Source organism: Streptomyces macrolidinus (assembly GCF_023887685.1).
Lineage (GTDB): Bacteria > Actinomycetota > Actinomycetes > Streptomycetales > Streptomycetaceae > Streptomyces > Streptomyces macrolidinus.
The window spans coordinates 46687-73093 of sequence record NZ_JAMWMR010000013.1 but is presented as its reverse complement, the minus strand read 5'-3'; the positions used below and the strand labels follow the sequence as shown (position 1 = coordinate 73093).

The following is a 26407-nucleotide window of genomic DNA, read 5'->3' as shown; positions in this document are numbered from 1 at the left end:
AGCACACGGCGTCAAGACGCCGACAGGGAGGTTTCGATGGGCGTCACGATCGTCAACCCGACCAGCTACGAGGCGGCTCCCCGGTCGGTCCCACGCGTCACGGTCCCTGGCCTCGACGGGCTGACCGTGGGCTTCCTCAGCAACAGCAAGACGAACGCCGACAAGGTCCTCGAAGGCGTGGCCACGGCCCTGGTCGGGCGGTTCGGCATCACGCCCCGGCTGTACGCGAAGCGGGTGCCCTCGATCGCCGCGACCGACGAACTCCTCGACCGGATCGCGGCCGAGTGCGACGCCGCCGTCGTGGCGATGCTCGACTGCGGCTCGTGCGCGTCGTGGGCGGTGGCGGACATGGCCGCGCTCGCCGCCCGTGCGCTGCCGGTGTGCGGCATGGTGTCCACCCAGTTCGAGGGGTTCTCCCGCCAAGTCCTCGCCATTCAGGGCGCGGACGCGCTCGGCCTCTCCGTCATCGCGCACCCGATCGGCGGAATCCCCCCGCAGGAAGCCTTCGAGCGCGTCACCCCCGCCGCGGTCGACGTCGTCGTCTCCGCGCTGACCACCGGGACCGACAAGGAGAGCGCGGCGTGAGCGTCTACGGGCCGACCGACCTCATCGACATCGCCGACGTCCACGACGAGGACGCCGCGGCCGAGCAACTGCACAGGTGGGGCTGGACAGATGGGCTGCCTGTCGTCGTACCGACCCCGCAACGCGTGGAGCGCTTCCTCGCCGCCTCGACCCGCGACCCCGACGCGTCCCTCGGCCCGATCGCGCCGCGCGGCGCGGAGTTGACACTGCGCGGGCTGGCCGCCAACGCGGTGATGGCCGGTTGCCTGCCCGCGTACATGCCGGTCCTCGAAGCCGCGGTCGTCGCGATGCGGCAGCCCGACTTCAACCTCTACGGCATGCAGATGACGACCCATCCGTGCGCGCTCATGGTCGTCGTACAGGGCCCGCTCGCGGGTGAGTCGGGCATCGCGAGCGGTGCCGGCTGCATGGGCGCCGGGTTCCGCGCCAACGGCACCATCGGCCGTGCCGTGCGCCTCGTCGCGATGAACATCGGCGGAGCCCGCCCCGGTGAGGGCGAGGTCGCCGGTGACATCGACCGGGCCACCCAAGGATCGCCCGCCAAGTGGTCGTTCTGCTTCGCCGAGAACCAGGGTGACAGCCCATGGCCGTCGTACGCCTCGGAGTTGACGTGGCCCGACGGCTGGGAGCCTACGGACGACGTGGTGACGGTGGCGGCCGTCGAGGGGCCGCACAACATCAACGACCACCAGTCGTCGACCGGCAAAAACCTGCTGAAGACGATCGCGGCGACCATGTCGACACCGGGCGCCAACACGGCGTACCGCGGCGGCGATCAGTTCCTGGCGCTCGGCCCCGAACACGCGCGGGTACTCGCCGACTCGGGCCTGTCGCGGCGCGACGTGCAGGAGTACCTCTTCGAGAACGCCCGCGTCGACGCGACCCGCGTCGGCAGGGAGAAGCTCGACGAGGCGAGCCTGTGGGGCGGTTACCGGCTCAAGCTCGACGAGTGGGGGCACCGGGTGCCGATCGCGCGGGCGCCGGAGGACATCCGGATCGTCGTCGCCGGGGGCACCGGCAAGCACTCCGCCTGGATGCCGACCTTCGGCGCGACATGGAGCCAGAGCGTACGGCTGCCGCGTACGGCGGGCGGCGAGTTCACGGTCGCGCCCCTGAACGAGACGGCGCGTTGGGCGAACGACCTGGAGTCGGAGTGAGCGCGAGATGAGTATCTGGGCCAACGTCGCCGCGGGGCCGACCCTGCCCACGGACACCGTCGACGCGGTCGTCGTCGGCGGCGGACCGGCAGGGTGGACGGCGGCCGTCTATCTGGCACGGGCATGCGCCGACACCGTCGTGCTCGCGGGCACGGCGCCCGGCGGGCAACTCATGGACACGGGGACCGTGGAGAACTTCCCCGGCTTCCCCGACGGGATCGACGGCCCCGAGCTGATGGCGCGGATGCGCGAGCAGGCCGAGCGGGCCGGTGCGACGGTCCTCACCCTCGACGCCGACGAGATCCGGTACGCCGTCGGCAGTGACGCCGACGAGATCCGGTACGCCGTGGGCAGTTCGGCCCCGGACAAGGCCGTGCACGAGGTCGTCACCGCCGACGGCACCTTACGTGCCCGCGCGATCGTCCTGGCCACCGGATCGGCACCTCGCCGCCTCGGCCTGCCCGGCGAGTCCGCGCTGGGCGGCGGGCTCGGCGTCGCCTACTGCGCCGTATGCGAGGCACCGCTGTTCAAGGGCCGCGACGTCGCGGTCGTCGGCGGTGGCGACAGCGCGATGGAGGAGGTGCTCGCCCTCGCCCAGCACGCCCGGCGGGTGCGTCTGCTCCACCGCCACGACTCGTTTCGGGCAACTCCCGTACTTCTCAAGCGCGTTCGGCAACTGCGCAATGTCGAGATCCGCACCGGCCTTGTCGTACGCGCGTTACGGCGGGACGACGGCGGCAGACTCGCCGGACTCACTGTCGAGCGCACGGCGACCGGAGCGACCGAAGACCTCGCGGTCCAGGGCCTGTTCGTCGCGATCGGGCACGACCCTCGGACCCGACTCGCCGACAGATTCCTGTCGTTGACCGCCACCGGCCACCTGCACACCACCGGCCCCGGCGGGGCCACCGAACTGCCCGGGGTCTTCGTCGCCGGTGACGTCGCCGACGACCGGTTCCGGCAGGCCGTCACCGCGGCGGGCGCGGGGTGTGCCGCCGCCCTGGAGACCACGCGTTACCTGCGTCATCTGGAGGACGTCCATGCATGAACAGCCGACGCATGACCGGCGGACACCCGAACAGCCGACGTACGACCGGCCGACACCCGAACGACCAACGCACGACCGGCCGACCGGCCCCTTGAGCGGCGTACGTGTCGTCGACCTGTCGCGGGTGGTGATGGGGCCGTTCGCGACCCAGATCCTCGCCGACCAGGGCGCCGACGTCGTGATGATCGAGGCGGCGGGCGGCGACACCAACCGAGTCATGGGCCCGGGACCGGTGCCGCAGTTCTCCGGTGTCGCGCTCAACATGCTGCGCAACAAGCGCTCGGTCTCCCTCGACCTCAAGGACGCCGAGCAGGCGGCGGTCGTCCGCGGTCTGATCGCCGAGGCCGATGTCGTGGTCGCCACCATGCTGCCCGGTACGCTGCGCCGACTCGGTCTCGACTACGAGTCGATCCGCACGCTCAGCCCCGAGATCGTCTACTGCCAGGCGCAGGGGTGGCCGCTCGGCTCCCCGGCCGAGGACTTCCCGGCGTACGACGACATCATCCAGGCGGCCGTCGGGGTCGGCGACATGATGGACCGCGTCACGGGCGAGCCGGTGCTGCTGCCGACGATCTTCGCGGACAAGGTGTGCGGCCTCGCGCTCGCGCAAGCGGTGACCGCCGCCCTCTTCCACAAGTCCCGTACCGGGCAAGGGCAGCACGTCGAGGTGCCGATGGTGCAGGCGATGACCGCGTTCATGCTGGCCGAGCACGGCTCGGGCGCGATCCCCGAACCGCCGACCCCGGAGGGCGACTTGCCGACCACCGGCTACCCGAGGGTGATGACGCCGGAGCGCCGCCCGCAGCGCACCGCCGACGGCTGGATCCAGATCCTGCCGTACCACCCGAGCCACTTCCTCGCGATCTTCAAGGACGCCGGGGAGACCCATCTGCTGGAGGACCCCCGCTTCGCCGACCTCGCCTCCGCGATCAAGCACGCGCCCGAGCTGTACCCGATCATGCGGGAGGTCGTGAAGCGGCGTACGACGCGGGAGTGGCTGGACTTCTGCCACGGCGCCGGTATCCCGGCCGTGCGGATGGCGACTCTCCAAGGCCTTGTCGACGAACTGCCGTTGGCCGAGCACCCGACCGCCGGTACGTACCGCACGCTCCCCCCGACGGCGAACTTCTCGCGCACGCCCGCGAACGTACGCCGCCCCGCGCCCGCCATCGGCGAGCACACCGTGGAGGCGCTGGCCGACGGCTCGGTGTGGAGCAACGGCTCGGTCCACGACGACGAGAGGACTTCGGCATGCGCCGATTGAGATTGACCGCGACCGAACTCACCGCCCCCGAGCGGGAGTTGCAGCGCGAAGTACGAGAGTGGCTGAACGAGCGGTTACCCGAGGGCAGTTACCCGGTCGGGCTCGGTATGGCCGGGGCGTTCGACCCGCGGTTCTCACGGGACCTGGGCGCCCGCGGCTGGCTCGGTATGGCCCTGCCCAAGGAGTACGGCGGAGGCGGCCGTACGGCGGTCGAGCGGCTCGTGGTGGTCGAGGAACTGCTGGCCCGTGGGGCGCCGGTCGGGTTCCACTGGGTGGCCGACCGCCAGTCCGGGCCGAGCATCGCCCTGCACGGCACCGAGGAGCAGAAGCGCGAGTTCCTGCCGCGCATCGCCGCCGGCGAACTCTCCTTCGCGATCGGCATGTCCGAGCCGTACTCCGGCTCCGACCTGGCCTCGATCAAGTCCAAGGCGGAACGCGTGGAGGGCGGTTGGGTCATCAACGGGAGCAAGATCTGGACCTCGGGCGCCCATCTGGCCGACTACGTCCTGGGGTTGTTCCGGACCGGCGACGACAAGCACGGCGGCCTGACGCAGTTCATCATCGAGCGGCCCACCGAGGGCCTGACGATCTCGCCGATCCCGTTCATCGACGGCGAGAAGCACTTCTGCCTGCTGACCTTCGAGGACGTGTTCGTCCCCGACACACGGCGGCTCGGCGAGGTCGGTCGGGGCTGGATGCAGAACCAGGAGGAGCTGGTTCTCGAACGCGGCGGTGTCGACCGGTGGATGTCGGCGATGCCGGTGCTCGAACGGTGGGTCCGACGCGAACTCGACACGGACTCCACCCGGCTCAAGGACGACCTCGCGGGCATCAGCACCCGCTGCTGGGCCTTCCACGGCATGTCACTCGCGGTCGCCCGGATGGTCGACGCCGGTGAACTCCCCAAGACCGAGGCGGCGTTGGTCAAGGACATGGCCACCCGGTTCGAGCAGGAGTGCGTGGAGATCGTCGTACGGCATCTCGGGCGCATGCCCGACCCGACGTCCGAGGACCCCTTCGAGGCGCTCCTCGCCACCGCGGTCCTGCACAAGCCGTCGTGGACCATCCGCGGCGGCACGACCGAGATCCTGCACAACCTGATCGCGAAGGAGCTGGGCCGATGAGCGACACCGCACACCACGCCGCCGACACCGTGAACGACGTCGAGGAGCTGGTGAATCGGCTCTTCGCGGACAAGGTCGATCACAACTCGGTACGGGAGGCCGAGAGTTCACCATTGCTCCGCGATCTGTGGGACACCGTCGCGAGCCTCGGCCTGCCCGGGATCGGCATCGCCGAAGCCGCGGGCGGATCGGGCGGCTCGCTCGCCGACGTCGTCACCCTCCTCACCGCCGCCGGGCGGCACGCCGTTCCGCTGCCGTTGCTGGAGCACCACTTGGCGCTCTGGCTGGTCACGGTCTCGGGCGGGCAGGTCGAGGAGGGTGCCCCGTGGACGGTCGCGCCGCCGCCCGTGTCCCTGACCGTCGAGGGAACGACCGTCACCGGCACCCTGAGCGACGTGGCGTGGGGCGGTGCGGCGGAGCGCGTCGTCGCCCTGGCCGGGACGGGCGCGGAAGCGAAGGTACTGGTCCTCGATCCGGCCGACGCCGAGGTCAGGGCCGGTCGCGATCTGGCGGGCCAGCCCCGCGACGTACTGACCTTCGACGGCGCCACCGCCGAGGTGCTGCCGAGCGCGGTCACGACGGAGCAACTCGCCCAGCGCGGCGCGGTGTTGAGGGCAGCGCAGATGGCCGGTTCGATGTCCGCCGTGCACGAACTGACGCAGCGTTACACCGCCGAGCGTGAGCAGTTCGGCCGACCGATCGGGACGTTCCAGTCGATCCGGACGCATCTGGTCTTCCTCGCCCAGATGGCGGTGATGACGCAGGTGAGCGTCGACCGTGCGGCGGCGGCCCTCGCGTCCGGACGCGACGCGTCCTTCGCCGCGTACGCCGCCAAGCTGCTGGCCGACCAGAACGCCGCCGTCAGCGTCAAGTCGGGCCACCAGGCGCACGGTGCGATCGGCATGACCCGCGAGTACGCCTTGCAGGACCACACCCGTCGGCTCAACGCCTGGCGCGGCGACTGGGGTTCCGAGCAGGCGCTGGCCGACCGGATCGGTGCTGCGGTCATCGGCGCACGGGGCATCGCCACGATCGCCACGGACGAGGGGGTGCTGTCCGTATGCGTGAAGTGACTGTGAACGAGGCGTCCATGAGCAAGGTGACCCTGGAACTCGACGGCCACGTCGCCGTCGTGGAGATGCACGCTCCGCCCGTGAACTTCTTCGATCGCGAGATCCTCGCGGCGATCGCCGACGCCGGGGAGCGCGCGACCGCTGAGGGCGCGCGGGCGATCGTACTGTGTTCGGAGGGCCGCCACTTCTGTGCCGGTGCGCGGCTGGCCGGCGTCACCGGCGCTCTCGATGCTCGCGCCTCTGCCGCGGCCGTCTACGAACAGGCCGTCCGTATCTTCCGGTTGGAGATCCCGGTGGTCGCGGCGGTGCAGGGCGCGGCCGTGGGCGGCGGGCTCGGGCTCGCCTGCGCCGCCGACTTCCGTGTCGCCGGGCCGAAGTCCCGCTTCGAGGCCAACTTCTCCCGGCTCGGCTTCCATTGTGGCTTCGCGCTCAGCCTGACCCTGCCGAGGATCGTCGGACAGACGCGTGCCGAACTGATGCTCTACACGGGCCGTTCCCTGAGCGGCGAGGAGGCATACGCCGCCGGGCTGGCCGACCGGTTCGCGGAACTCGGCGAGGAGCGGGCCGTCGCCGTCGAACTCGCCCGTGAACTCGCGGGGGCCGCGCCGCTGGCGGTGCGCTCGATGCGCACCACGATGCGCGCCGGACTGCTCGGACGACTGGAAGCGACCCTCGAACACGAACTGGACGAGCAGGAGTGGCTCTGGCGCACCGAGGACGCCGCCACGGGCATCACGGCGTCCTTGGAGCGCCGCGACCCCCTGTTCCACGGACGCTGAGCTTCACCGGGTGCTGTACGCCTACTCGTTCGGCAACTCGCCTCAGGGCACACCGTCAGCGCACACCCCCAGGAGGACCAGATGATCCAGCGTGTGGTGATCAGCGGGCTCGCCGACGGCATGGGCCGCCGGACCGCTCTGCTGCTCGCCGATCAGGGCATGTCGATCGCGGGCTTCGACGTCGACGAAGCCGGGCTCGCGTCACTGCGGGAGGAACTCGACGCGAAGGGCACCGACCACCATCTGGTGCCCCTCGACATCCGCGACCGCGCGGGGGTTCGGGCGTTCCGTGACGAGGTCCTGGAGAAGTGGGGGTACGTCGACACGGTCGTGTCCAACGTCGGCGTACCGTTCTTCGGGCCGTTCGAGGAGGTGGATCTCGACGCGGCCCTGCGCGCCTTCGAGATCAACGTGATCGGTGCCGCGGCCCTGTTCCAGTCCTTCCTGCCGGGCATGCGCGAACGCCGCCGGGGCAAGCTGGTCGCGGTCGCCTCACTGGTCGGGCGGATTCCCTTCCCGTTCGAGTCGATCTACTCCTCGACCAAGTTCGCCGTCGAGGGCATGGTGCAGTCGCTCAAGTTCGAGGTGGAGCCGTACGGCATCCGGGTCGCCCTCATCGAACCGGCCCAGGTGGCGACCGGCTTCGCACAGAAGGCCCTCAAACGGCCGGAGAAGACGTCCCCTTACTACGAGCGCGCGATGCGCTTCATCAAGCGCGACACCGAACTGGTCCAGAAGGCACCGACCCCCGAGCAGGCGGCCACACGGATCGCCGCCGTCGTCCTCGCGGACAAGCCGAAGCTCTTCAACCAGGTGGACACGATGAGTTCGCTCTTCTTCTTCCTCAACCAGCACCTGCCGACGAGGGTTCGCGACGCGATCCTGCTCAACCACATGGGGATCAGGGACCGTTGAGCCGCTGCCGACACCTCGGACGGCGAGACTGTCACCGGGGCGTCGGACGAGACGGTGTCAGGCGAGACCGCCGTTGCTGTGCAGGACTTGGCCGTTCACCCAGCGTCCCGGTCCGGCGAGGAAGGCCACGAGTTCGGCCATGTCCTCGGGGCTCCCCAGACGTTCGAGCGGCGCGGCCTTCGTGAGGTTCTCGATGACCCGCGCGTCCTTGCCGTCGAAGAGCAGCGGGGTACCGGTGGGACCGGGGGCGATCGCGTTGACGGTGATGTCCTTGCCGCGCAACTCGCGGGCGAGTACCAGGGTGATCGCCTCGACAGCCGCCTTGCTCGTCACATAGGCACCGTAGGCGGGGGTCTGTGTGCGGGTCATCGACGAGGAGAAGTTGATGATCGCCCCACCTGCGCGCAACTGCCGGGCCGCCTGTCGGTCGACGACGAACGTGCCGCGGATGTTGGTGCGGTGGATCCGGTCGAGGTCGTTCAGGTCCAGGGTCGCGATCGGGCCGGGCCGCATGATGCCCGCGGTGTGTACCAGGACGTCGATGCCGTCGAATGCCAGATCTACTTCTTCGAAGGCCGCGGCCATCGCGTCCTCATCGGCGACGTCACCGCCGACGGCGATCGCCCGGCCGCCGCATGACACGATTTCGTCGACCAGTCGGTTGGCCATGTCCTTGTTGTCGACATAGTGAACGCCGAGGGAGAACTTGTCCTTCGCCAGTCGTCTGACGACAGCGCGGCCGATCCCGCCGGAGCCGCCGGTGACAAGGGCGACACGGGAGCAAGGGTTTTGGTCCATGGACTGTCTCCTCCTCGATGCTGCGCGTGAGTTCACGAAGTGACGCGCATCTCAGAACGTCCGATACCGGTCCGCACACGGTCACGCGTCATGCCATAGAGTCAACTGCCGTGTCTCTGCCGACTGTTGTGTGTGAGATGTCCCAGGCCCGGGACATCTCCTCGAGGGCGTCGATATCCGATCCACAGACAGCCGACCGCAGAGCGTCGAACTTCTCGTCGGTCCACTGATAGATGTCCAGCGCGAGAAGCCGGTCGATGACCTCCGGCTCGAAGCGCTTCCGGACTTCCCGCGCCGGGCTGCCGGCCACCATGGTGTAAGGCGGCACATCACGGGTCACCACGCTCTGAGCGGCGATCACGGCGCCCTCACCAAGGGTCACACCAGGCATGATCATGGCGCGCATACCGATCCAGACGCCGTCCTTGATGACGGTGTCGCCCTTTCCCTGATACGCGACGGCGCGAATGTCACGGAAGGGGTAGAGACTGAACCAGTCCGCCCGGTGAAGGTGGTTGCCACCCATGAGGATGACCACTTCGGCCCCGATGCATACGTAGTTGCCGATGTACAACTGGTCGATGGGCCAGGCCGGTTGCTGGTTGTTCGCTCGGCTGAAGGCGTCACCGTGGAGGTAACGCACCACGGAATCCTCGAAGCCGTCGGACCATGCGTGGCTGTAGTAGCTACGGGTCCCTCTCACATGAATGTTGGGATTGGTCACGGCCTCATGGAGGCTTTGCGGTCTCGACCAGTGATACCCGTTGGACATAGCGGCGCTACCTCAGGGCTTCCTTGATGATCAGGCACTAGTAGATAGGGGTACCCGAATTCCAGGAACGCTTCCCCTTCCCGCTCTCATTCCACCCTAAGGAAGCAGCGGACGGCCGACGAGACCTTCTACCGGCACCCCAGGAAGTGACTAGCGGACCGGTGTCGGGGTGTCCCGCAGGGTGACGCTGGCGTGGCTCTCCTGGAAGCTCTGCTCCGATACCAGGGTCAACCGGGCCGTGGACCGGAACTCCGGCAGGGTGGTGGAGCCGCAGGAGACCATGGTGGTCCTCAGCTTGGTGGTGGTCAGGGCGAGCCCTTCGTCGAGGTCGCCCGCGTAGGGGACGTAGCCGTCCACGCCTTCCTCGAAGACCAGTTCCCGGCCTCCCTGGCCGTAGCGCTGCCAGTTGCGGGCCCGGTTCGAGCCCTCGCCCCAGTACTCCTTGACGAAGCCGTCGCGGGTGGGCAGCTTCGCGCCGGCCGCCTGGTCGAAGCGGGCGAAGTAGCGTCCCATCATGACGAAGTCGGCGCCCATCGCCAGGGCCAGCGCCACGTGGTAGTCGTGCACCAGCCCGCCGTCTGAGCAGATCGGCACGTACTCGCCGGTACGTTCGCGGAAGGCGTCCCGGGCTGCCGCGACGTCGAGCACGGCGCTGGCCTGGCCGCGGCCGATGCCCTTCTGATCGCGGGTGATGCAGATGGAGCCGCCGCCGACCCCGACCTTGACGAAGTCCGCCCCCGCCTCGGCGAGGAAGGTGAACGCCTCGCCGTCGACCACGTTGCCACCGCCGACCGGGATCTCCGGGTAGTGCTTCTTCACCCAGGTCAGCGCCTGCGCCTGCCAGTCGCCGTAGCCGTCGGAGGAGTCGAAGCACAGCGCGTCCGCGCCCGCCGCCAGCAGGGCCGGGACGCGCTCCTGGTAGTCGTGGGTGTTGATGCCCGCGCCCACGCGCAGGCGTTGGGCGGCGTCCACGAGTGGGTTCGGGAAGCGCTTGTTGTCCGTGGAGCCGGAACGGAACACCGGATGCTCCAGGTGATCCTCGGCATCCGGCACCGGGAGGCGGTCCAGCCGTTCGTCCCACAGTCGCGCGTCGGCCTCGGACAGGGTGGTGTTCTTCACCTGGCGGACCGCCGCGACCTGGTCCTGGATCGGCTGGTTATGGTGCAGGAAGCTGAGACCGCCGTTGCGTGCGAGCGCGATCGCGAGAGCGGGGGTGCTGACGGCCTGCATGATCGCCGAAGTGAAGGGGGACCGCAGCTCGATCGCCGACGTCTCGCCCACGGTGTGCCGCACCAGGGGCGTGCGCAGGTCGACCGTGGCAGCCGAGCAGTCGGGCCGGGTCCGGTTCGGCAAGAGCAGGAACTCGTTGAACGTCCGTGAGACCTCGGCGATGATCTGTGCCACTCGTTCCTCCTGACCCGTCGGCCGGGCCGACTGCCCCGCCGTGAGGATCGCCCCCGTGTTCCAGGGCCCGGGCAGGCAGAGATCAGCGCGGCAGCCGTGGAGGTGCCACGAGCCGCGGCAGAGCCCTGACCGGCCCGTGGATCGAACGGGTGCGGTCGTGACCCCGCACCCTATCGGCCGACTCGGGCACCGAACGAATCGTCGCCGCCCAGGGGGCGCACCCCCTCTGCCGGAGGGGGGTCGGCTCTGGCGTCCAGTTCTCGGGCGGGGCAGGATCGGACACATGCCGAGCCAACGTGAGATCGTGCTGCCGCCGAGCATTCGGTTGTCGGGAGACGGGTTGCTGCTGAGAGAGTGGACCGAGGCCGACCTGTCGGCGCTGGTCGAGGTCTACGACGATCCCGAGATCGACCGGTGGACGCCGGTGCCCTCTCCGTTCGACTCCACGGCTGCGGGTGAATACCTGGCCAAGGCTCGCGAGGGGCGTGCGGAAGGTCGTACGAAGGCGCAGTTGGCGATCACCACCGACGGTGAGCAGCCGCGGGGTGAGGTGTACCTCTTCCGCTGCCGAGTCGACGTGCGCGACATCGAGTTGGCCTACGCCGTCGGCAGTCGACACCGCCGCCAGGGCCTGGCCTCACGGGCCGTCAAGCTCGCGACGGACTACGCCCATCGGCACCTGGGGGCACGGCGCGTACTGCTGCGCATCGAAGCGCGGAACGCACCGAGCATGGCTGTCGCACGCGCAACCGGCTTCCGGCTCACCGACGATGAACCTGTCACGCGTGAGGCCAAGGGCCGCCAGGTGACGTTGTACACCTGGTGCCATCACAACGGCGGAGCAGACCCCGTCTCACCGTGAGGGGCTCGACAGCGCCTGGTAGAAGGCGAGTTCGGGCGGTGTCACGCAGCCTGGCCGGAGGCGCGGTTCGGCCGTGGGGCACCGTCCTACCGGTGTTCGGTGGGACGGGGCCCCAGGGCCGTACGGCTTCGGCTCAGGCTGCGTGGATCGAGTCCGGCTGGTCGGGTACGACGGATCCGTCGTCGCGCAGGAGCGGGCCGAAGCCGCCCTCGGGGCGGTTCCAGGCGGCCGTGGAGCACGGGTAGGTGCCCTGCTTCCGCGGGAGCGGCTCGATGAACATGGGGTTGGCGACCCAGCGTCCGTCCGCGTTGTCGTACGCGCGGCACATGATCTCGCTCTTGTTCCGATTGAGGACGAGGTGCGCGCCGGTCGCGTCACCGACGAAGGTCACGTCGGTGTCGGCGTCACCGCCGCCGAGCGCGATCCGCTTGCCCCAACGCTGCTTCTCCCAGGCCGACTTCCCCTTGATGTGGAAGATCTCCTGGTTGATCCAGCAGCGCTTGCCGTCGATGTACGGGATCGCCTCGCCCTTGTTGACCGGGACACCGCCGCAGCCCTCGTTGTACGAGGTGATGCGGCCACGCTCGTCGAGGACGGAGCGGATGGCGATGGTGTGCTTGCGGTCGATGCCGACGCCCTGGGACCACACCTCGGTGACCGGTTCGGAGCCGGCGGAGACGATGTAGACGTCGAACCCGGCCTGCTGGAGCGTGCGGATCAGGTCACGCTGCTGCTCGTAGTAGCGGACGTAGCCGGGGATGGTGTGCGTGCCCAGCTTCTGGGTGGCGCCGACCGGCGCGGCGAGGGCCTCCTTGCGGGCGGCAGCCGCGTACGACTCCAGTTCGGGGACGGTGTGCCCGGCGAAGAGCTGCGGTACCCAGGCGTACTGGGGCACGGTGTGCCGGTGGTCCCACTCACCGGAGAACGCGGCGGCGCCGCTCATGGTCGTGCCGGACTCACGGATGTGGAAGATCTCGTCCGTGCAGTCGGTGTCGGTGGAGGTGGGCAGCGGGGCGCCGACCGGGACATCGGTGCCACAGGCAGCGGTGAGCGCCCGGTCGGCCTCGTCGGTCATCCACTTGCTGGAGTCCTTCCAGCGCGCGGGCCGGAGGATCTTGTCATGGCGCAGTGCCCAGGCGATGGTCGCGTCGGTGACGTCGTTCTTGGAGACGGTGTTGTCCCAGTCGAACGCGGCGACGGGGCGCGGGCCGTGATGGCCGTTACAGGTCCCGCGTTCGTCGATCATGCGCTGGAGTTTCGCCCGGTTCTCCCCGTACCAGGGCAGCTTCGTCGAGAGCTGCGGGCAGGCTCGGGAGGCGGTGGGGGCGGACGGTGCGGACGTGGCGGCGGACGCAGGAGTGGTCAGGGTCGCGACCGCCATGAGGGTGGCAGCCGCGGCCGAAGTCCACGCGGCAACAAGTCTGTTACGCATGTGAGTGGACCGTACATCAACGTCCGGGGTGTGTTGAGGGTTCGCAACCGTGGCTTCTGTCACCGCGCTCCGCGCGTGGTCGTACGTACCTGCGCGCGCATGGTCGTACGTACCCGGTCTACAGGCGGGCCTTCATGCTCTCGCAGACCCCGTGCACGTCCTTGATCTCGAAGTCGCCCTGGGCGCCGCGGAGTACGCCACGGTAGTGCCCGAAGAGTTGGAAGTAGTCGACGGCGAAGAGGCCGAGGTCGTGCTTCACCTGTTTGCGGCCTTCCGGCTCGAAGACGACGTCGATACGGCCGTCTTGGGAGGCGATGCGCCAGGCGGCCGACGGAGCGACGGACGCGGGCTCGAAGACGATGTCGCTCAAGGGCTCGCATCCGCTCGGGGTCCACAGGCAGGACTCCTCGGGCTCGCCGGGCAGTTCGGGCCGTGCAGCGAAGTTGGCACCGACGACCGGGCCCGCACCGGTCGAAGTCGCAAAGGTGCCCCAGAGCCAGGTGGTCCGGTACGGCAGCAGGGAGCGGTGCTCGTCGAGTATCGCGAGGTCGCGCGTCGCGTCGAAGGTGATCTCGGTGTCCCCGACGCGAAGCGCACCGGAGGCGGGGAAGGCGGCCTTGTGGGTGTACATGCTTCCGCCCGGCAGCCGGGAACTCACCGAGAGCGGAGAGGTGGCCGCCTCGGCGTCGAGTTCGAGACAGCCGCGGATGGCCGGGGCCTTCGGTGTCGCGGCGATGCCGACTTCGATCCGGTGCCGCGCGGACGCGCGGGAGAACGTGTACGCGATCCGGTGGCCGTCACGCTCGAAGTGGCAGGCGCTGTCCAGGAGTTCGGCGGGGAGCGTGGGGCTGCCGCCGGACGCGGTGGCCGCGTGCTGATGGAGCGTGCCGCGCGCCCGGTCGTAGGCGTAGATCTCGGAGCTGGCGAGGTAGTGCGCGTCCTGAATGATCAGGGAGGAGTACCAGTCGGGGTGCAGCAGCGTGAAGCCGACCCACTCCTTCAGGCGCAGGCTCTTCAGACGGCGGGTGAGGCCGGTGTACGCGTCGAGGGGGTTGGCGACGGCGGGACGGTCCGGCAGGCGACCCCAGTGGCGTATGCCGTCCTCGACCAGGCGGTGAGGGGTGGACATGGCGGGTAGTCTGCCGAGGGCGTCGGCGCGGGTCAACAGACCGTCCGCAGCAGCCGCCGTGGCCGTGGCCGGTGGGCGAGGCTGGGGGCGATGCCTGGTCGGCCTGGGCCCGCCGTCGCGTTCTCACCAAGACCTCGGCCTTCGTACGCCTCCGTTCCAAAGGGTGCGCAAGCGGTTGACGCCTCATCGACGCTCCCCTTTACTCGCGACGAATCCCCAGGAGAAGAGGGAGACACATGCGCACGAAGAGAGCGAGACAAGCGAACTCAGGCGCACTGGTCCTGGCCGCCGGCCTGCTCGCCGCGGCGTCCCTGGCGGGGCCTGCCTCCGCCGCGGAGCCGTCGTCGGTCACGTTGGGCGGGGTCGCCTACAACTTCACCACGGGCAAGCCCATCCCCCAGGCCCGCGTCGCTGTCGAGGAGACGGGCGCCGCGGTGGAGACGGACGGCAACGGCCGGTGGTCCCTCGATGTCCCGGCCGGCTCCGATGCCACCGTGCATGTCACCAAAGTCGGCTGGTACCCCATGTACACGCAGACGTTCCAGAACGTGCGGCAGGACGTCCCCGACATCTTCCTCCAGACACCGGATCTCGCGACCACCGCCGGGCTGTGGGCGCTCGTCGCCGCCCAGCAGTGGAAGGACCCGTTCGAAGACGGCTGCGTGATCGTCTCCACGGTCGTGGACAAGCGCGCGGTCGGCATGACCTTCGAGGAGTTGGTGGGCTTCGTCCCGCACGGTGTCCCCGGCTCCACCGCCTCGGCCTCCCCCGCGCTGCCGAAGCCGCTCTACTTCAACGACCACGTGCTGCCCGACATCTCCTTGTCACAGACCTCCACTGACGGCGGCGTGATGTGGACCAACGTGCCGAACGGCACCTACACCTTCAACGCCGCGCACCCCACCGAGAAGTTCGCGCCCTTCACCGCGAAATGCAAGGACCACCGGTTCATCAACGCCAGCCCCGCCCACGGTCTGCACGGCATGCCGTGACCCTCGGGGAGGGCCCGACACCGTACTGATGCGCGGTGGGCGGGAACGACGCCGAGGCTTCCTCAGCGGATCTCCTTCTGGGACTCGACGACGACGCCGTAGAGGTCGCCGATGGTGGCAAGGGCGCTGCGGTGCACCTGGTCGGCCGGGACGTCCGTGCCCGTGACCGGGAGCGAGCGGGTCGCGCAGGCATCGGCGACGACGGTGGGGCGGTAGCCGCCCAGGAACGCGCCCTGCGCGGTGAACGCCACGCACATGTGCGTCATCCAGCCCACGATGACGACGTCCTGGCCCTCACTGAGGTGGGTGGCCAGGTCAGTGTCGACGAACGCGTTCGGGACCTGCTTGACGACGACCGGCTCGCCGTCGACCGGCGCGACCTTCGGGTGGATCCGGCCGATCTCGGCACGGATGTCGTACGGGGTGCCCTCGCCGCCGTCATTGATGACGTGCACGACCTTCGCGCCTTCCTGGCGGGCCCTGGTCAGCAGGTGCGCGGCGGCGTCGAGGGACTGCTCCCAGCCGTCGAGTTCCATGACGCCCTGGGTGTAGGTGTTCTGCATGTCGATCAGGATCAGCGTCGAGTCGGCCAGCTTCGCGGGCGTCTGGTCGAAGCCGTTGAGTTCGCGCAGCGTGGTTCGGGACATGGGTGTACCACCTTCGGAATGTGAGGGGGAAGCGCGGCCCGAGCGGTCCGTCGGGCCATGTGTGTCACGCTATGACCCCGTCGCGGTGTCGGCAATGACGTCCGACCCGCAGATACCGACATGTCGACCGACCTGCTGACCGCCCCTGGGGGACCCGTGCCGGACTCCGTCCGACGTCTCATCGTCATCGTGCTCTTCGACGGCGTCGATCTGCTCGACGTCACCGGGCCACCGGAGGTGTTCTCGCTCGCCGGGCGCGAGGCCGAGGAGGCCGTGGGCTATCAGGTCCTGCTCGCCGCCGAGGCCATGGACCCCGTCACCACCGGCGCCGGGGTCCGTGTCCTGCCCGACCTCACCTTCGAGGAGGCCGCCGCGCGCGCCATCGATACGCTCGTGGTGCCCGGCGCGGTGGAGATCGACGACGAGCGCCGCGTCCATCCTCTCGTCGACCCCGAACTGGTCGAGTGGGTGAAGGTCCTCGCCGCTCGTGCGCACCGGATCGCTTCCGTGTGCGTGGGCGCGCACTTGCTCGCCGCGGCGGGGCTGCTCGACGGCAAGCGTGCCACCACGCACTGGTCGACGGCGCAGCAACTGGCCGCCGATCACCCGGCGGTGACGGTGGACGCGGACCCGATCTTCGTCCGCGAGGGCAACGTGTGGACCGGGGCCGGGATCAGCGCCTGCCTGGATCTGTCCCTGGCCCTGATCGCCGACGATCTCGGTGAGGCGGTTGCCCTGCGCGTGGCCCGGCAACTGGTCATGTACCTCAAACGCCCCAGCGGGCAGAGCCAGTTCAGCGTCCCGTTGGAGCAGATCGCCACCACGCGCCGTATCGAGGATCTGCGCCACCACATCCTGCGCCACCTCGACGAACCGCTGACGGTCGTCGGCCTCGCCGCGTACGCGCACGTCAGCGACCGCCATCTGACCCGGCTCTTCAAGACCGAGCTGGGCATGACCCCGCACGCCTACATCGAGTCCGTCCGTGTGGAGAAGGCCCGCCATGAACTGGAGTCCACGGACGCCACGGTGGAACGTATCGCCGCCGTCTGCGGTTTCGGCACGACGGACACCCTGGTACGGGCGTTCCGTCGCCGCCTGAACACGACACCGACGGAGTACCGGCGACGGTTCAGGGTGCCGGTGGCGCGCTGACGCCCCTGCCGGGAACGACAGCCGCCTCGGGAGCCGCCGAGCCGCGCCCCGTCAACTCGCCGAACGCAGCCGGTCCAACTCGTCCCCGATCGTCTGGCGCAGCCGGTCGTGCTGCGGGCCGAGTGCGTACCGCTGGTCCGTCCACCGGTCGCGGGGATAGCGCCACACCGGCCCGCCCACCAACTCGGCCGGCTCCCACTCGAATCGTGGCCATACATGGGCGTGCAGGAACCCGTCGGTGTTGCCCAGGATCTCCAGATTGACCCGGCGGAAGGCCGAGTCCCCGCGCTGGGACGCCCGCTCGACCGCTTCCCCGAGCCGATCCATGTCGGACAGGAAGGCCAGCCGCTTGCCCCTGGGCAGGTCCGACAGTCTCTCCACCTTGGGGTCGTCCACCAGGAGCACCGAGTAGCCCGGCAGGAACTGCACATCGCCGATCACCGCGAACCCCGCGTCCAAGCGCCGTAGCACAGTGGGGTTCTGGCCCCGTAGCGCGCTTCCGATCCGATCCGTGCGCCAGTCACCGTCAACTGCCATGGTCCGTACCTCGATTCGTGAACTGTCCGCCTTCGTAAGCGTGTTCAGGTGGCCTTCGCGGACAGCCCCTTGTGGGCGCGGGCCTCGCGGCGCGCGCACGACACGACTTCCCGTACCGTACGCGGCGGCTCGCCCAGTGGCCGCTCGGCGGCTCGAAGCAACCTGACCCGGGACAGGGGCCGTTGGGGCCTTCACCTCGAAGTCGGGCTCCTGGACGAAGCCGGAGGCGCATGCGTCGTCGTGCACACGGACGGCCACCTCCGCACCGGGCAACCGAGTGTATCCACCGTTCTCGTAGCACTGAGGCAAGGGCTGGACGATCAGGGGCTGAGTCCTGCTGTCCTCGGAGAAGCCCGCTTGCTCAAGTGCTCGGCGGACACGAGGGAGCGGTCCGGTTCGCGGTCCATGTGCGGCTGGAGACAGGGAGACAGACGCGCGGGACTGCGTCGGTCAAGGGCCACCGACGACGTCGACCGCTACTCCTGCCGCGACGAACGGGCAACGCGACGGTGAACGACTGACAGCCAACCCGGCGCCGTACGATGACGAGCGCGGTCAACGGCGCCGGTCGAGGTGCCGGGTCGCCTGGGTCGTGAGGGTCCGGTACGCGATCTTGCCCGTGGGGCCGAGGGGCAGCTCCGTGAGCGTCAGGAGGTGTTCGGGGTGTTTGCGGCGGGACAGGCCGCGGGCTGTCAGGTGGGTGGTGAGGTCGGTCAGTGTGGGGGCGGGGGTGCCGGGGGTCGGGCGGATGCAGGCGCACAGTCGTTCGCCGAGGTCCGGGTCGGGCACCGGGACGCACGCCGCCTCCGCGACGGCGGGATGGCTGTTCAGTTCGCGTTCGACCTCGGCGAGGCTGATGTTGAGGCCGCCGCGTACGACGATGCGCTTGAGGCGGCCGAGGACGTGCAGTCGGCCGTGCTCGTCCAGTCGGCCGAGGTCGCCCGTGCGGACCCAGCCGTCGGAGGTGCGGTAACGAGCGTCCAGGTCCGGTGAGTTGACGTAGCACAGGGGTGTCATCGGGCCCAACGCCTCGATCTGGCCGCTGTGTCCGGGGGGCAGTGGGGTGCCGTCGGGGCCGGTGATCCGGATGTTCGCGACCGCCGGGTCGGGGGTGCCGACACTGTCGTCCGGCGGGTGACTCTCCCCCGCCGTATGGCAGTTCACGCCGTCCGAGGAACCGTAGACGGTCACCACCGGGCGGCCGAGGCGTCGGCGGCAGGCCTGTGTGACGGCCGGGGGCAGAGCGGCGCCGCTGGAGACGACGGCACGCAACGACGAGGTGTCCTCGCCGGGTCGGGCCGGAAGGTCGGCGATCCGGCGCAGCATGGTGGGCACCGCGAACAGATGCGTGGGGCGGTGTTCGGCGATCAGCCGCAGCGCGCCCGCCGGGTCGAACGCCGACGGCGTGATGAGGGTTCCGCCGAGGGCGGCGAGGGTGACCGGTGTGCCGAGGGAGCCGAAGGAGGAGGCCAGCGGGACGAGGACGAGATGGCGGGGCGGCACCTCGGGGTCCGGGTGCAGCGACCGCACATAGCGGGCCCGGCCTCCGGCCAGGGCGTGATGGCTGTAGGCGACCATCTTCGGCTCGGTCTCGGAACCGGACGACACCAGGATGCGCGCGGGACCGTACGGGTCGACCGGCCGGGTCCGCCATGGGTGCCGGGGCCGCGGTGTGTGCAGACCCAGCGTGCGTCCCTCGCCCGGTCCGGGTACCAACACCGCGTGCAGGTCGGGGAGTTCGGCTACGGATTGAGCCTGCTGGGCCGAAGCGAGGACCGCTCCGCGGGCTCGGGAGCGGGCGAGCAGGGCGCGGGTGTCACGGTCGTCCGTGCTCGGGGGGAGCGGAAGGGCCACCGCGCCGATCGCGTACACGGCGAGTTCCGCGGCCACCGCGTCACGTCCATCGGGCAGCCGCAGCGCCACCACGCCCGCGCCCGCGAGGCCCGCCCGCGCGAACAGGGCTGCGATACGGCGGACTTCGGCGTCCAGGGCCGCGTAGGACAGCGTCCCGGTGTCGTCCACCACGGCGGCGCGGTCCGGGTGTTCCCGGACTCGGGCGGTGAACAGCGTGTACAGATCGGCGTCCGGGCACAGGCCCGCCGTCACCCAGGCCTGTCGTCGGGCGCGGGGCACGAGGTCGGGGAAGGGCACTCCGGCGCGCGAGGTCCATACCGGTTCTCCGTCCCGGACCACGGGGAGGGTGGCGAGGGCGGTTGTCATGCGAACTCCCAGGGCGCGTACGGGCGGGCGTGTCCGGTGACCGGGTCCGGTGGGGCGATGGCCGAGCGGAAGGCGGGGTCGTGTGCCAGGACGGCCAGGTCGGTGCGGACAGGGGTGGCGGTCAGGCCTGCCTCGGCCAGCCGACGCGTCCACTCCTGCGTGGTGAGGGACTTGGCGTCGGCGCGGTCGAACAGGCGGCGCATCGCCTCGGGTCGGGCCCGTGCCTCGGGGCCGAGGTACAGATGGCCGTCGGCGGTGGCCAGCGGCCGGTCCCAGGGCGTCCAGTGGACGCGGTGCGCGGGTCGGGGGATCAGCGCGGCTGCGGAGACCAGGCTGGAGTCGACCCGGCCGCCGCGCCCGGTCCGCTCCCGGGCCGCCAGCGCGGCCAACACGCCCTGGGCGCAGACCAGTCCGCCGAGCACGTCGGTGAGGGTCATCAGGGAGGGGGCCGGGGGTTCGTCGGCCGGGCGTACCGCGGCGGCGAGTCCGCTGTGCACCTGGGCGAGGTAGTCGGTGCCCAGGGGCGGCCGTTCGCCGAGGGTGTCGCCGAAGCCGGACGCCCACGCGTACACCAGGCCGGGGCGCAGGTCCTCGGAGTCCAGACCGAGCCGACCCGCCTTGCCCGGAGCCCAGTTGTGCAGGAAGACATCGGCTGTGGCGGCCAGTTCACGTACCGCGGCCCGACCCTGCATGGTGGTGAGGTCGGCCTCGACCACGCGCTTGCCCGCGTTGAGCGCCGTGAACCGGGCCGAGGTGCCGTCCGCCAGCGGGGGCAGCCAGCGCATCGGGTCCCCGCCGGGAGGCTCGACGCGGATCACCTCGGCGCCCAGCATCCGCAGGACGTGCCCGGCGAGCGGGCCCTGCACCCGGCGCGTGGACTCCACCACCCGCAGGCCTGTCAGGGGAAGGGTGGCGTCGGGCGGGCGGGGCGAGGGTACGGCGGTGACCGTGTGCGCCGGGGCGGGGGTGAGCCGCCAGGGGGCCGGGTGGACGGCCGGGGCGGGGTCGGAGCCGATGGTGAGGAGGCTGACGCCGCTGTGGTGGGCGGCGGCTCGCAGGTCCGCAAGCGTCCGGTGCCGGGCGGCCCGCCGCAGTTCGTCGGGCAGGGGGCAGACGGCGGTGGCGAACCGCTGTTGGAAGGGCAGCCAGCCACGGCCGGCGAGTGCGGCGGGCACCCCGAGCCGGGCCCAGAACTCCCGCCAGGCCGACGGGTCGAGGGTCTCGATCTCCATGCGGGCGCCGTCGGAGGTGCCGAGGGTGGCCAGCCCGGCCGCCGACGCCTCGGACGGCTCCGGGTCGGGTGGATCGAGGCCTTCGTCCGCCGTCGCTGCGGCGAGGTACTGGCCGAGCGCCAGCAGTGCCCCTTGGGCCACCGAGGTCCGTACCTCGTTCAGGTCCAGTCCGCGGGCCCGCCCGATTCCGGCGGCGGTGGCTCCCTGGGCCGCGAGCACCCCCGCCACCACCGAGGCGTAGTCGACGGCCAGCGGGACGGGGCCGCCCGTGGCCCGGCCGTGGACGTGCATGAGACCGCAGGCGGCCTGCACGGCACGCTCGTCCGGCAGATCCATGCCGACCGGCCCCGCCCAGTCGATGGTGTGGCGCACCGCCACGGGCTGTGCGGTGTGCCGCAGCAACCGGTCGACGACGGTCGTGCCGACCGCAGGGCGTGCGGCGGTACGCAGGTCCGGTGTCACCTGTGCCCCTTGCCGGGTCGGCGGCCCTGCACCGAGTAGAAGACGCTGGAGGCGGCACGGAACGACGGGTCGCGCATCAACTGCCGTACCCGGTCCAGGTCTTCGTCGGTCATGCCCTGCTCCACCAGGCGGCCCCGGAGGTTGCGCGTGTGGTTCGACTGGAGTCCGAGTCCGGGGTCCTCGGCGTGGCGTACGTCGATGTTCAGATGGACGTCGATGGCGGTGAGCCCCGCCGCGCGCAGGGCGGACGGCACTCTGCGGCCCCAGTGCGGGTCGCCGCCCGCGGCGCGCAGGGCGGCTGCCTTGGCGCGCAGGAACCGGACGTACAGCTCTTCGGTGGCCGCGTCCGGGGTCAGCAGCGGCGGCTCGTAGGAGGCGTCGATCTCGTCGATCTGCAGCACGCCGCCGGGCCGCAGGGCTCGTACGAGTCTGTGCAGGACGGCGTCGCGGGAGGGCACGTGCTGGAGCACCAGGCGCGCCACCACCAGGTCGTAGGCCTCCTCCGGCAGCGGGTCGCGGGCCACGTCGAGGGCGGCGACCTCGAGGTTCGGGCCGGGTACGAGGTCGCGGATGTCGCGGTCGGTGGCGAGCACCGAGCCGCCGGGGGCGACCCGGTCCGCGAGCCAGCGCGCGATGCTGCCGCCGCCCGCCCCGATCTCCAGGCAGTGCCAGCCCGGGGCGACCCCGGCGGCGGCCAGCCGCGGCAGGGTCACCGGGTCGTAGGCGGCTGCCAGGCAGCGGTGCTGGTCGCGGCTGTGCGCGGTGCCGTTGCCGAAGACCGCGCGCGCGGGAACCGGCGGTGCCATGAGGGGTGCTCCTTACGTCAGGGGGTGATGACCGATGACGGTGCGCATCAACTGACGGCCTGTCAGGTCCAGCGGCCGGTACCCGCGAGCGCGGCCCCCGTGAGCCGCCGTGCCAGGGTGGCGCGGCGGACCTTGCCGGTGCCGGTGCGGGGCACATCGTCCCAGGTGAGGACGGCCGGGTCACGCAAGCTCGGCAGTCCGTACACGGCCTGTTTCCAGGCGTCCGGGTCCAGTCGGCCATCGGCGGTGACGACGACGGGCAGCGGGTCGCCGTCCGGGACGCCGAGGACCACGCATTCGAGGGCCTGGGGCAGCCGCTGCTCCAGCGCGTCCTCGGTCCGCAGACAGCTCATGCCGGGCAGGCTGTCGACCTCGCGGTCCAGGACGCTGACGCTGCCGTCGCGGTGGAGCACGCCCATGTCGCCCGTCGACCACCACTCGCCGACCCGTTTGGCGTTCCAGCGTTCGTCCTCGGCGACGTAGCCGAGGGCGAGGGCCGCGGTGCGTACGAGGAGCAGTCCGGGGCGGCCTCGCGGCACCGGGCGCAGGGTGTCCGGGTCCACCGCGCGCAGCCGGGTCCGGCCCGGCACCGGACGGCCCAGCAGGCGCGCCGTCGACTCGGCGTCCGGGGCGAGCGCGGAGCGCCGGGTGTGGAAGCGGAAGGTCAGCGGTCCGGTCTCGGTCTGGCCCCAGCCCTGCATCCACAGCGGGCGGGGGTGGTGGCTGGCGGTCAGATACGCGCGCAGGGCGGGCGGATGGACGGCGTCGTAGGTGCTGATGTACAGGCGGACGCGCCGGAACGCGGTGTCGAGCCGGGTGGTGAGCGGGCGCAGCCGGACGAAGGTGGCGGGTGTCGCCTCGACGACGGTGGGCGGGTGGGCGCGCAGCAGTGGATCGGCGGTGTCCGGGTCGTCCCCGCTGAGCACCACGATCTCGGCGGGCGCGACCGAGAGCACCACCGCCGTCCAGCAGAAGGTGCGCCCGTGGGCGTACGCGCTGGCGTTGAGCAGGACGTCGTCCGGGCGGACGCCGATGCCGGGGTAGCGCACGGCCTCGAAGCGGGCCAGCTTGTCCACGAGGGTCCGCGTGGAGTGGATCACGAGTTTGGGCAGCCCGGTGGTGCCCGAGGTGTGGTGGATGACGAGGGGTTCGTCCGCGGGGCGGCGTACGGGCGGGCAGGGGCGGGTGGCGTCGAGCGCGGCGAGGTGGACCGCGCCGGGTGCGTGGGAGTCGAGGGTGATGCAGAGCGGGGCCGGTGCGCTCGTCGCGATGTCGCGGCAGCGGGTCAGCAGCGCGGCGGTGGTGACGAGCGCGGCCGGTCGCAGCCGTTCGAGCAGGGTGACCAGGTCTGTCGTATCCAGCCCGGCGGACAGCAGCGCGGGCACGGCACCGAGGCGGACCGCGGCGCAGCCGAGCAGGTCGTAGTCCCAGTGGTTGTCCTTCACGATCGCCACGCGGTCCCCGGGGCGCACTCCGGCGTCGGCCAGCCGGGCGGCGGTGGCGCGGACCAGGTGGGCGAGTTCGGTGATGGTCCAGCGGGTTCCGGCCCGCGGGGCGATGTCGAAGGGCCGGTCGAGGTGGACCACGGTGCGGGTGCCCGCTGCCGCCGCCTCGTCGAACAAGGTGCCCATGTCATGCGGTCGCAACGGTCTCCTCCGCTCGGTCGGGGCCGGTCGGCCGGTGCCGTCCCAGCCTGCTCAGGACGCGGGACGCGGCCAGCGCGCCCGCCCGTACGGCGCCTTCGGACGCGGGCCGGAGCATCACCCAGTCACCGGCGTACTCCACCGCGCGCACCGGCCGGGCGAGGAACCCGGCGCGTTCCCTGAGGGCCTCCGGTGTGGCTTCGGGCAGGCCGTGGCGGAACGCGTGCGCGAAGTGGTGGCGGCGGGCGTCGCCGATGCCCGGGACGTAGCGTTCCGCCGCATGGACCAGCAGGTCGGCGGCCTCTTCCGGGGCGGCGTCCAGCAGTTCGGGAACGCGGCGCGGCCCGGCGACGAGGGTGATCAGACCGTGTCCGGCGGGGGCCCGGCGGGGGTCCTTGGCGTGGTCGACGACGACACCGGAGAGTGTCTGTTCCTCCGCGTCCGGGGTGAGCAGGATGTGCACCGGGCGCCGGGCGGGCGGGGCGAGCGGGCGGTCCAGCAGGCAACTGACCTTCATCATGGGGGTGAAGGTGCAGGCGGTGAGGAACGGGCGTTCGTCGGCGGGGGCTTCGGGGCGCAGGGCCGCCGCGACGGGGGCGGGTACGGCGAGCACCGCGGCCCGCGCCGTGACCTCGCCGTCGTCGAACCGCAGGACGGCGTGCCCGCCCGCGTCGACGACCTCGCGCACGGCGCGGCCGGTGACGACCTCGGTGTCGGCGGCGAGCCGGCGGGCGAGGAAGTCCATGCCGTCCCGGTAGGTGCGCCAGGCGGACGGGGCACCGGCCTCCAGCAGCAGGCTGATCAGGGGGGCGGCGGCGGAACGCGCGGTGTCCCAGCCGAAGAAGCATCCCGCGACCGGTTGGAAGAGGTAGTCGTGCAGGTCGCGGTGGTAGCGCGCGGTCGCCTCCCGGACGGTGGCCGCGCCCAGCGGGCTGTGTTCGGGGCGGTCGCCGTCGAATCCGGCGCGGCGGCGGCCGGTCCAAGCGGAGAAGGCGGCCAGGTCGAGCCGGGCGCGGGCGGACAGCCCGGCACCGGTGAGAACGGCCGTGCCTTCCCCGAGGCCGAGGTGGGCGCGCCCGCCGCGCCAGACGGCCACGCCGCCGCCGACCCGGGGCACGTCCGCGGCGGTGACGCCCAGGCGGCGCAGCAGTTGCCAGGTCGCGCGGTAGCCGCGGGAGGCGACCTGTTCGGCGCCCGTGTCCACCGTCCAGCCTTCGTGGCGCAGGGTGCGCATCCGGCCGCCCACGTCCGGGAGTTGCTCGTAGACCCGGACGGAGAGCCCGGCGCGGCGCAGTTCGTGGGCGGCGGTCAGTCCGGCGACGCCCGCGCCGATGACCGCGACGTCCAGTTCGGGTGTCATCGGGTCGCCTCCCATCCGGCGAGGAGGCCCGCGACGCTCATCAGCACCACGCTGAGCCGGTGTACCGCGAAGCCCGTGCGGCGGGCGGTCATGATGTCGCCGCGGACGAACCCGGTCACGTACTGCCGGGTTCGCAGCGCGGTCGCCGGGAGCATCAGCGGCGCGAACCACCAGGGCGCCGTGCCGGTGAGCGAGGCGAGGGCGCCGATGAGGAACTCGGTGGCCGACAGCGCTCCGACGAACACGGCGTTGCCCCGTTCCGAGACCAGGGCGGCGACGGTGGGACGGCCCACGGCCCGGTCTCCGGCGACGTCGTTGGTGTTGGAGTAGACACCGAACATCAGCGGGCCGAATCCGAACAGCACCGCCTGGACCATGAGGAAGCCGGAGAACTTCCCTGTCAGCAGGCCGTAGGGAGCGATCACCAACACGGCGCCGAGGGCGACCAGGAACCCTTCCTGGAACCCGTGGTAGCTGATCTTCAGGCCGTACGAGTACTGCAGCGAGACCACGAACAGCGCGCCCACGGCCGCGAGCGCCCACAGCGGGCGGTGGGGTGCGATCGCGACAGCGACCGTCCACAGCACCACCCCGGCCGCCGCGCTGACCCAGGCGAAGCGCAGCGCCTGAGGCACCGTCAGCGCTGCGGCGACCAGGGGCTTGCGTGCCTTGCTGCGCAGGGGGTTGTCGGGGCCGTAGTTGGCGAGGTCGCTGCCGTCACGGAACCCGGTGACGTCGTCCAGGGCGACCATCGCCATGAGGACGGCGATCTCCCCGATGAGAAACAGGGCCAGCACCAGTGCACCGCGGGCGGTGAAGGCGTCGAGCGGGAACAGGGTGGCGGTCAGGGCGAGGAAGATGCCGAGGTAGTAGTCGTACACGTCCAGCTTGCCGAGCCGCGCGTAGACGCGCAGTCTGCCGGGGCCGTGGGCGGTGGCCGCGGTATGGGTGGCCGCGATGCTGTCGGTCATGGAGGCCTTTTCGAAGGGTGTCCGCGTGAGATGTGGCTGC

At 71.1% G+C, this 26407-nt stretch carries 24 protein-coding genes; 11 read left to right on the top strand and 13 right to left on the bottom strand.

Features of this window, described 5'->3' with window-relative positions:
• The first annotated feature begins 36 nt into the window (after positions 1-36).
• The 8 genes from NGF19_RS16455 (at position 37) to NGF19_RS16420 (ending at position 7945) form a co-directional block, all read left to right on the top strand.
• Positions 37-585 (top strand): UGSC family (seleno)protein, encoded by a 549-nt coding sequence (locus tag NGF19_RS16455; protein ID WP_252425674.1) that lies wholly within the window; start codon positions 37-39, stop codon positions 583-585.
• Complete coding sequence (locus NGF19_RS16450) at positions 582-1742, top strand: hypothetical protein (protein ID WP_252425673.1); 1161 nt, start codon at positions 582-584, stop codon at positions 1740-1742. The genes NGF19_RS16455 and NGF19_RS16450 overlap by 4 nt, the downstream gene beginning before the upstream one ends.
• A 7-nt stretch (positions 1743-1749) precedes the next feature.
• Positions 1750-2790: an NAD(P)/FAD-dependent oxidoreductase gene (locus tag NGF19_RS16445; protein WP_252425672.1), complete on the top strand. Its 1041-nt coding sequence runs from the start codon at positions 1750-1752 to the stop codon at positions 2788-2790.
• Positions 2783-4054: a CaiB/BaiF CoA transferase family protein gene (locus NGF19_RS16440; protein WP_252425670.1), complete on the top strand. Its 1272-nt coding sequence runs from the start codon at positions 2783-2785 to the stop codon at positions 4052-4054. The genes NGF19_RS16445 and NGF19_RS16440 overlap by 8 nt, the downstream gene beginning before the upstream one ends.
• Positions 4042-5178, top strand: coding sequence for an acyl-CoA dehydrogenase family protein (locus NGF19_RS16435; RefSeq protein ID WP_252425669.1), 1137 nt, complete (start codon positions 4042-4044; stop codon positions 5176-5178). Before NGF19_RS16440 ends, NGF19_RS16435 begins: the two co-directional genes overlap by 13 nt.
• Positions 5175-6251, top strand: a complete 1077-nt coding sequence (locus NGF19_RS16430) for an acyl-CoA dehydrogenase family protein (protein WP_252425668.1) — start codon at positions 5175-5177, stop codon at positions 6249-6251. Before NGF19_RS16435 ends, NGF19_RS16430 begins: the two co-directional genes overlap by 4 nt.
• The gene (locus NGF19_RS16425; protein ID WP_252425667.1) at positions 6239-7030 is read left to right on the top strand and encodes an enoyl-CoA hydratase/isomerase family protein; all 792 of its coding nucleotides are present in this window, start codon (positions 6239-6241) and stop codon (positions 7028-7030) included. Before NGF19_RS16430 ends, NGF19_RS16425 begins: the two co-directional genes overlap by 13 nt.
• Positions 7031-7111: 81 nt before the next feature.
• On the top strand, positions 7112-7945 hold the full coding sequence (locus tag NGF19_RS16420; RefSeq protein ID WP_252425666.1) for an SDR family NAD(P)-dependent oxidoreductase: 834 nt from the start codon (positions 7112-7114) through the stop codon (positions 7943-7945).
• Positions 7946-8002: 57 nt separating this feature from the next.
• On the opposite strand, the gene NGF19_RS16415 is transcribed toward NGF19_RS16420, so the two are convergent.
• The 3 genes from NGF19_RS16415 to NGF19_RS16405 form a co-directional block, all read right to left on the bottom strand.
• Positions 8003-8743, bottom strand: coding sequence for an SDR family oxidoreductase (locus NGF19_RS16415; protein ID WP_252425665.1), 741 nt, complete (start codon positions 8741-8743; stop codon positions 8003-8005).
• Positions 8744-8831: 88 nt separating this feature from the next.
• The gene (locus NGF19_RS30705) at positions 8832-9467 is read right to left on the bottom strand and encodes a CatB-related O-acetyltransferase (RefSeq protein ID WP_308288494.1); all 636 of its coding nucleotides are present in this window, start codon (positions 9465-9467) and stop codon (positions 8832-8834) included.
• Positions 9468-9665: 198 nt separating this feature from the next.
• Positions 9666-10919 carry an IMP dehydrogenase gene (locus NGF19_RS16405; protein WP_252425664.1) on the bottom strand — a complete coding sequence of 418 codons (1254 nt, stop codon included), beginning with the start codon at positions 10917-10919 and terminating at the stop codon, positions 9666-9668.
• A gap of 283 nt (positions 10920-11202) precedes the next feature.
• Between NGF19_RS16405 and NGF19_RS16400 the strand changes: the two genes are divergently transcribed.
• Entirely contained in the window at positions 11203-11781 is a 579-nt protein-coding gene (locus NGF19_RS16400) for a GNAT family N-acetyltransferase (protein WP_252425663.1), read from the top strand.
• Between the two features lie 133 nt (positions 11782-11914).
• On the opposite strand, the gene NGF19_RS16395 is transcribed toward NGF19_RS16400, so the two are convergent.
• Together NGF19_RS16395 and NGF19_RS16390 are read right to left on the bottom strand one after the other, a co-directional pair.
• On the bottom strand, positions 11915-13213 hold the full coding sequence (locus NGF19_RS16395) for an HAD family hydrolase (protein WP_252425661.1): 1299 nt from the start codon (positions 13211-13213) through the stop codon (positions 11915-11917).
• 118 nt (positions 13214-13331) lie between these two features.
• A complete protein-coding gene (locus NGF19_RS16390; protein ID WP_252425660.1) occupies positions 13332-14342 on the bottom strand; it encodes a DUF2804 domain-containing protein in 1011 nt (336 codons plus the stop codon).
• Between the two features lie 236 nt (positions 14343-14578).
• On the opposite strand from NGF19_RS16390, the gene NGF19_RS16385 reads away from it, so the two are divergent.
• The gene (locus tag NGF19_RS16385; protein ID WP_252425659.1) at positions 14579-15334 is read left to right on the top strand and encodes a peptidase associated/transthyretin-like domain-containing protein; all 756 of its coding nucleotides are present in this window, start codon (positions 14579-14581) and stop codon (positions 15332-15334) included.
• A 62-nt stretch (positions 15335-15396) separates the two neighbouring features.
• Here NGF19_RS16385 and NGF19_RS16380 read toward each other — a convergent pair whose 3' ends face one another.
• A complete protein-coding gene (locus NGF19_RS16380) occupies positions 15397-15981 on the bottom strand; it encodes a cysteine hydrolase family protein (protein WP_252425658.1) in 585 nt (194 codons plus the stop codon).
• A 120-nt stretch (positions 15982-16101) separates the two neighbouring features.
• Between NGF19_RS16380 and NGF19_RS16375 the strand changes: the two genes are divergently transcribed.
• Entirely contained in the window at positions 16102-17136 is a 1035-nt protein-coding gene (locus NGF19_RS16375) for a GlxA family transcriptional regulator (protein WP_252425657.1), read from the top strand.
• Positions 17137-17187: 51 nt separating this feature from the next.
• Here NGF19_RS16375 and NGF19_RS16370 read toward each other — a convergent pair whose 3' ends face one another.
• From NGF19_RS16370 to NGF19_RS16335, 7 genes are all read right to left on the bottom strand, one after another.
• Complete coding sequence (locus tag NGF19_RS16370; protein ID WP_252425656.1) at positions 17188-17673, bottom strand: HIT family protein; 486 nt, start codon at positions 17671-17673, stop codon at positions 17188-17190.
• 555 nt (positions 17674-18228) lie between these two features.
• Entirely contained in the window at positions 18229-19893 is a 1665-nt protein-coding gene (locus tag NGF19_RS16365; RefSeq protein WP_252425655.1) for a class I adenylate-forming enzyme family protein, read from the bottom strand.
• Positions 19890-21587, bottom strand: coding sequence for a CoA transferase (locus tag NGF19_RS30700; protein ID WP_308288493.1), 1698 nt, complete (start codon positions 21585-21587; stop codon positions 19890-19892). The genes NGF19_RS16365 and NGF19_RS30700 overlap by 4 nt, the downstream gene beginning before the upstream one ends.
• Positions 21584-22393 (bottom strand): class I SAM-dependent methyltransferase, encoded by an 810-nt coding sequence (locus NGF19_RS16350; protein ID WP_252425654.1) that lies wholly within the window; start codon positions 22391-22393, stop codon positions 21584-21586. Before NGF19_RS16350 ends, NGF19_RS30700 begins: the two co-directional genes overlap by 4 nt.
• A gap of 62 nt (positions 22394-22455) precedes the next feature.
• Positions 22456-24024, bottom strand: a complete 1569-nt coding sequence (locus NGF19_RS16345; protein WP_252425755.1) for a class I adenylate-forming enzyme family protein — start codon at positions 24022-24024, stop codon at positions 22456-22458.
• A 1-nt stretch (position 24025) separates the two neighbouring features.
• Positions 24026-25396 carry a protoporphyrinogen/coproporphyrinogen oxidase gene (locus tag NGF19_RS16340; protein ID WP_252425653.1) on the bottom strand — a complete coding sequence of 457 codons (1371 nt, stop codon included), beginning with the start codon at positions 25394-25396 and terminating at the stop codon, positions 24026-24028.
• A complete protein-coding gene (locus NGF19_RS16335) occupies positions 25393-26367 on the bottom strand; it encodes a UbiA family prenyltransferase (protein ID WP_252425652.1) in 975 nt (324 codons plus the stop codon). Before NGF19_RS16335 ends, NGF19_RS16340 begins: the two co-directional genes overlap by 4 nt.
• Between the last annotated feature and the right edge of the window lie 40 nt (positions 26368-26407).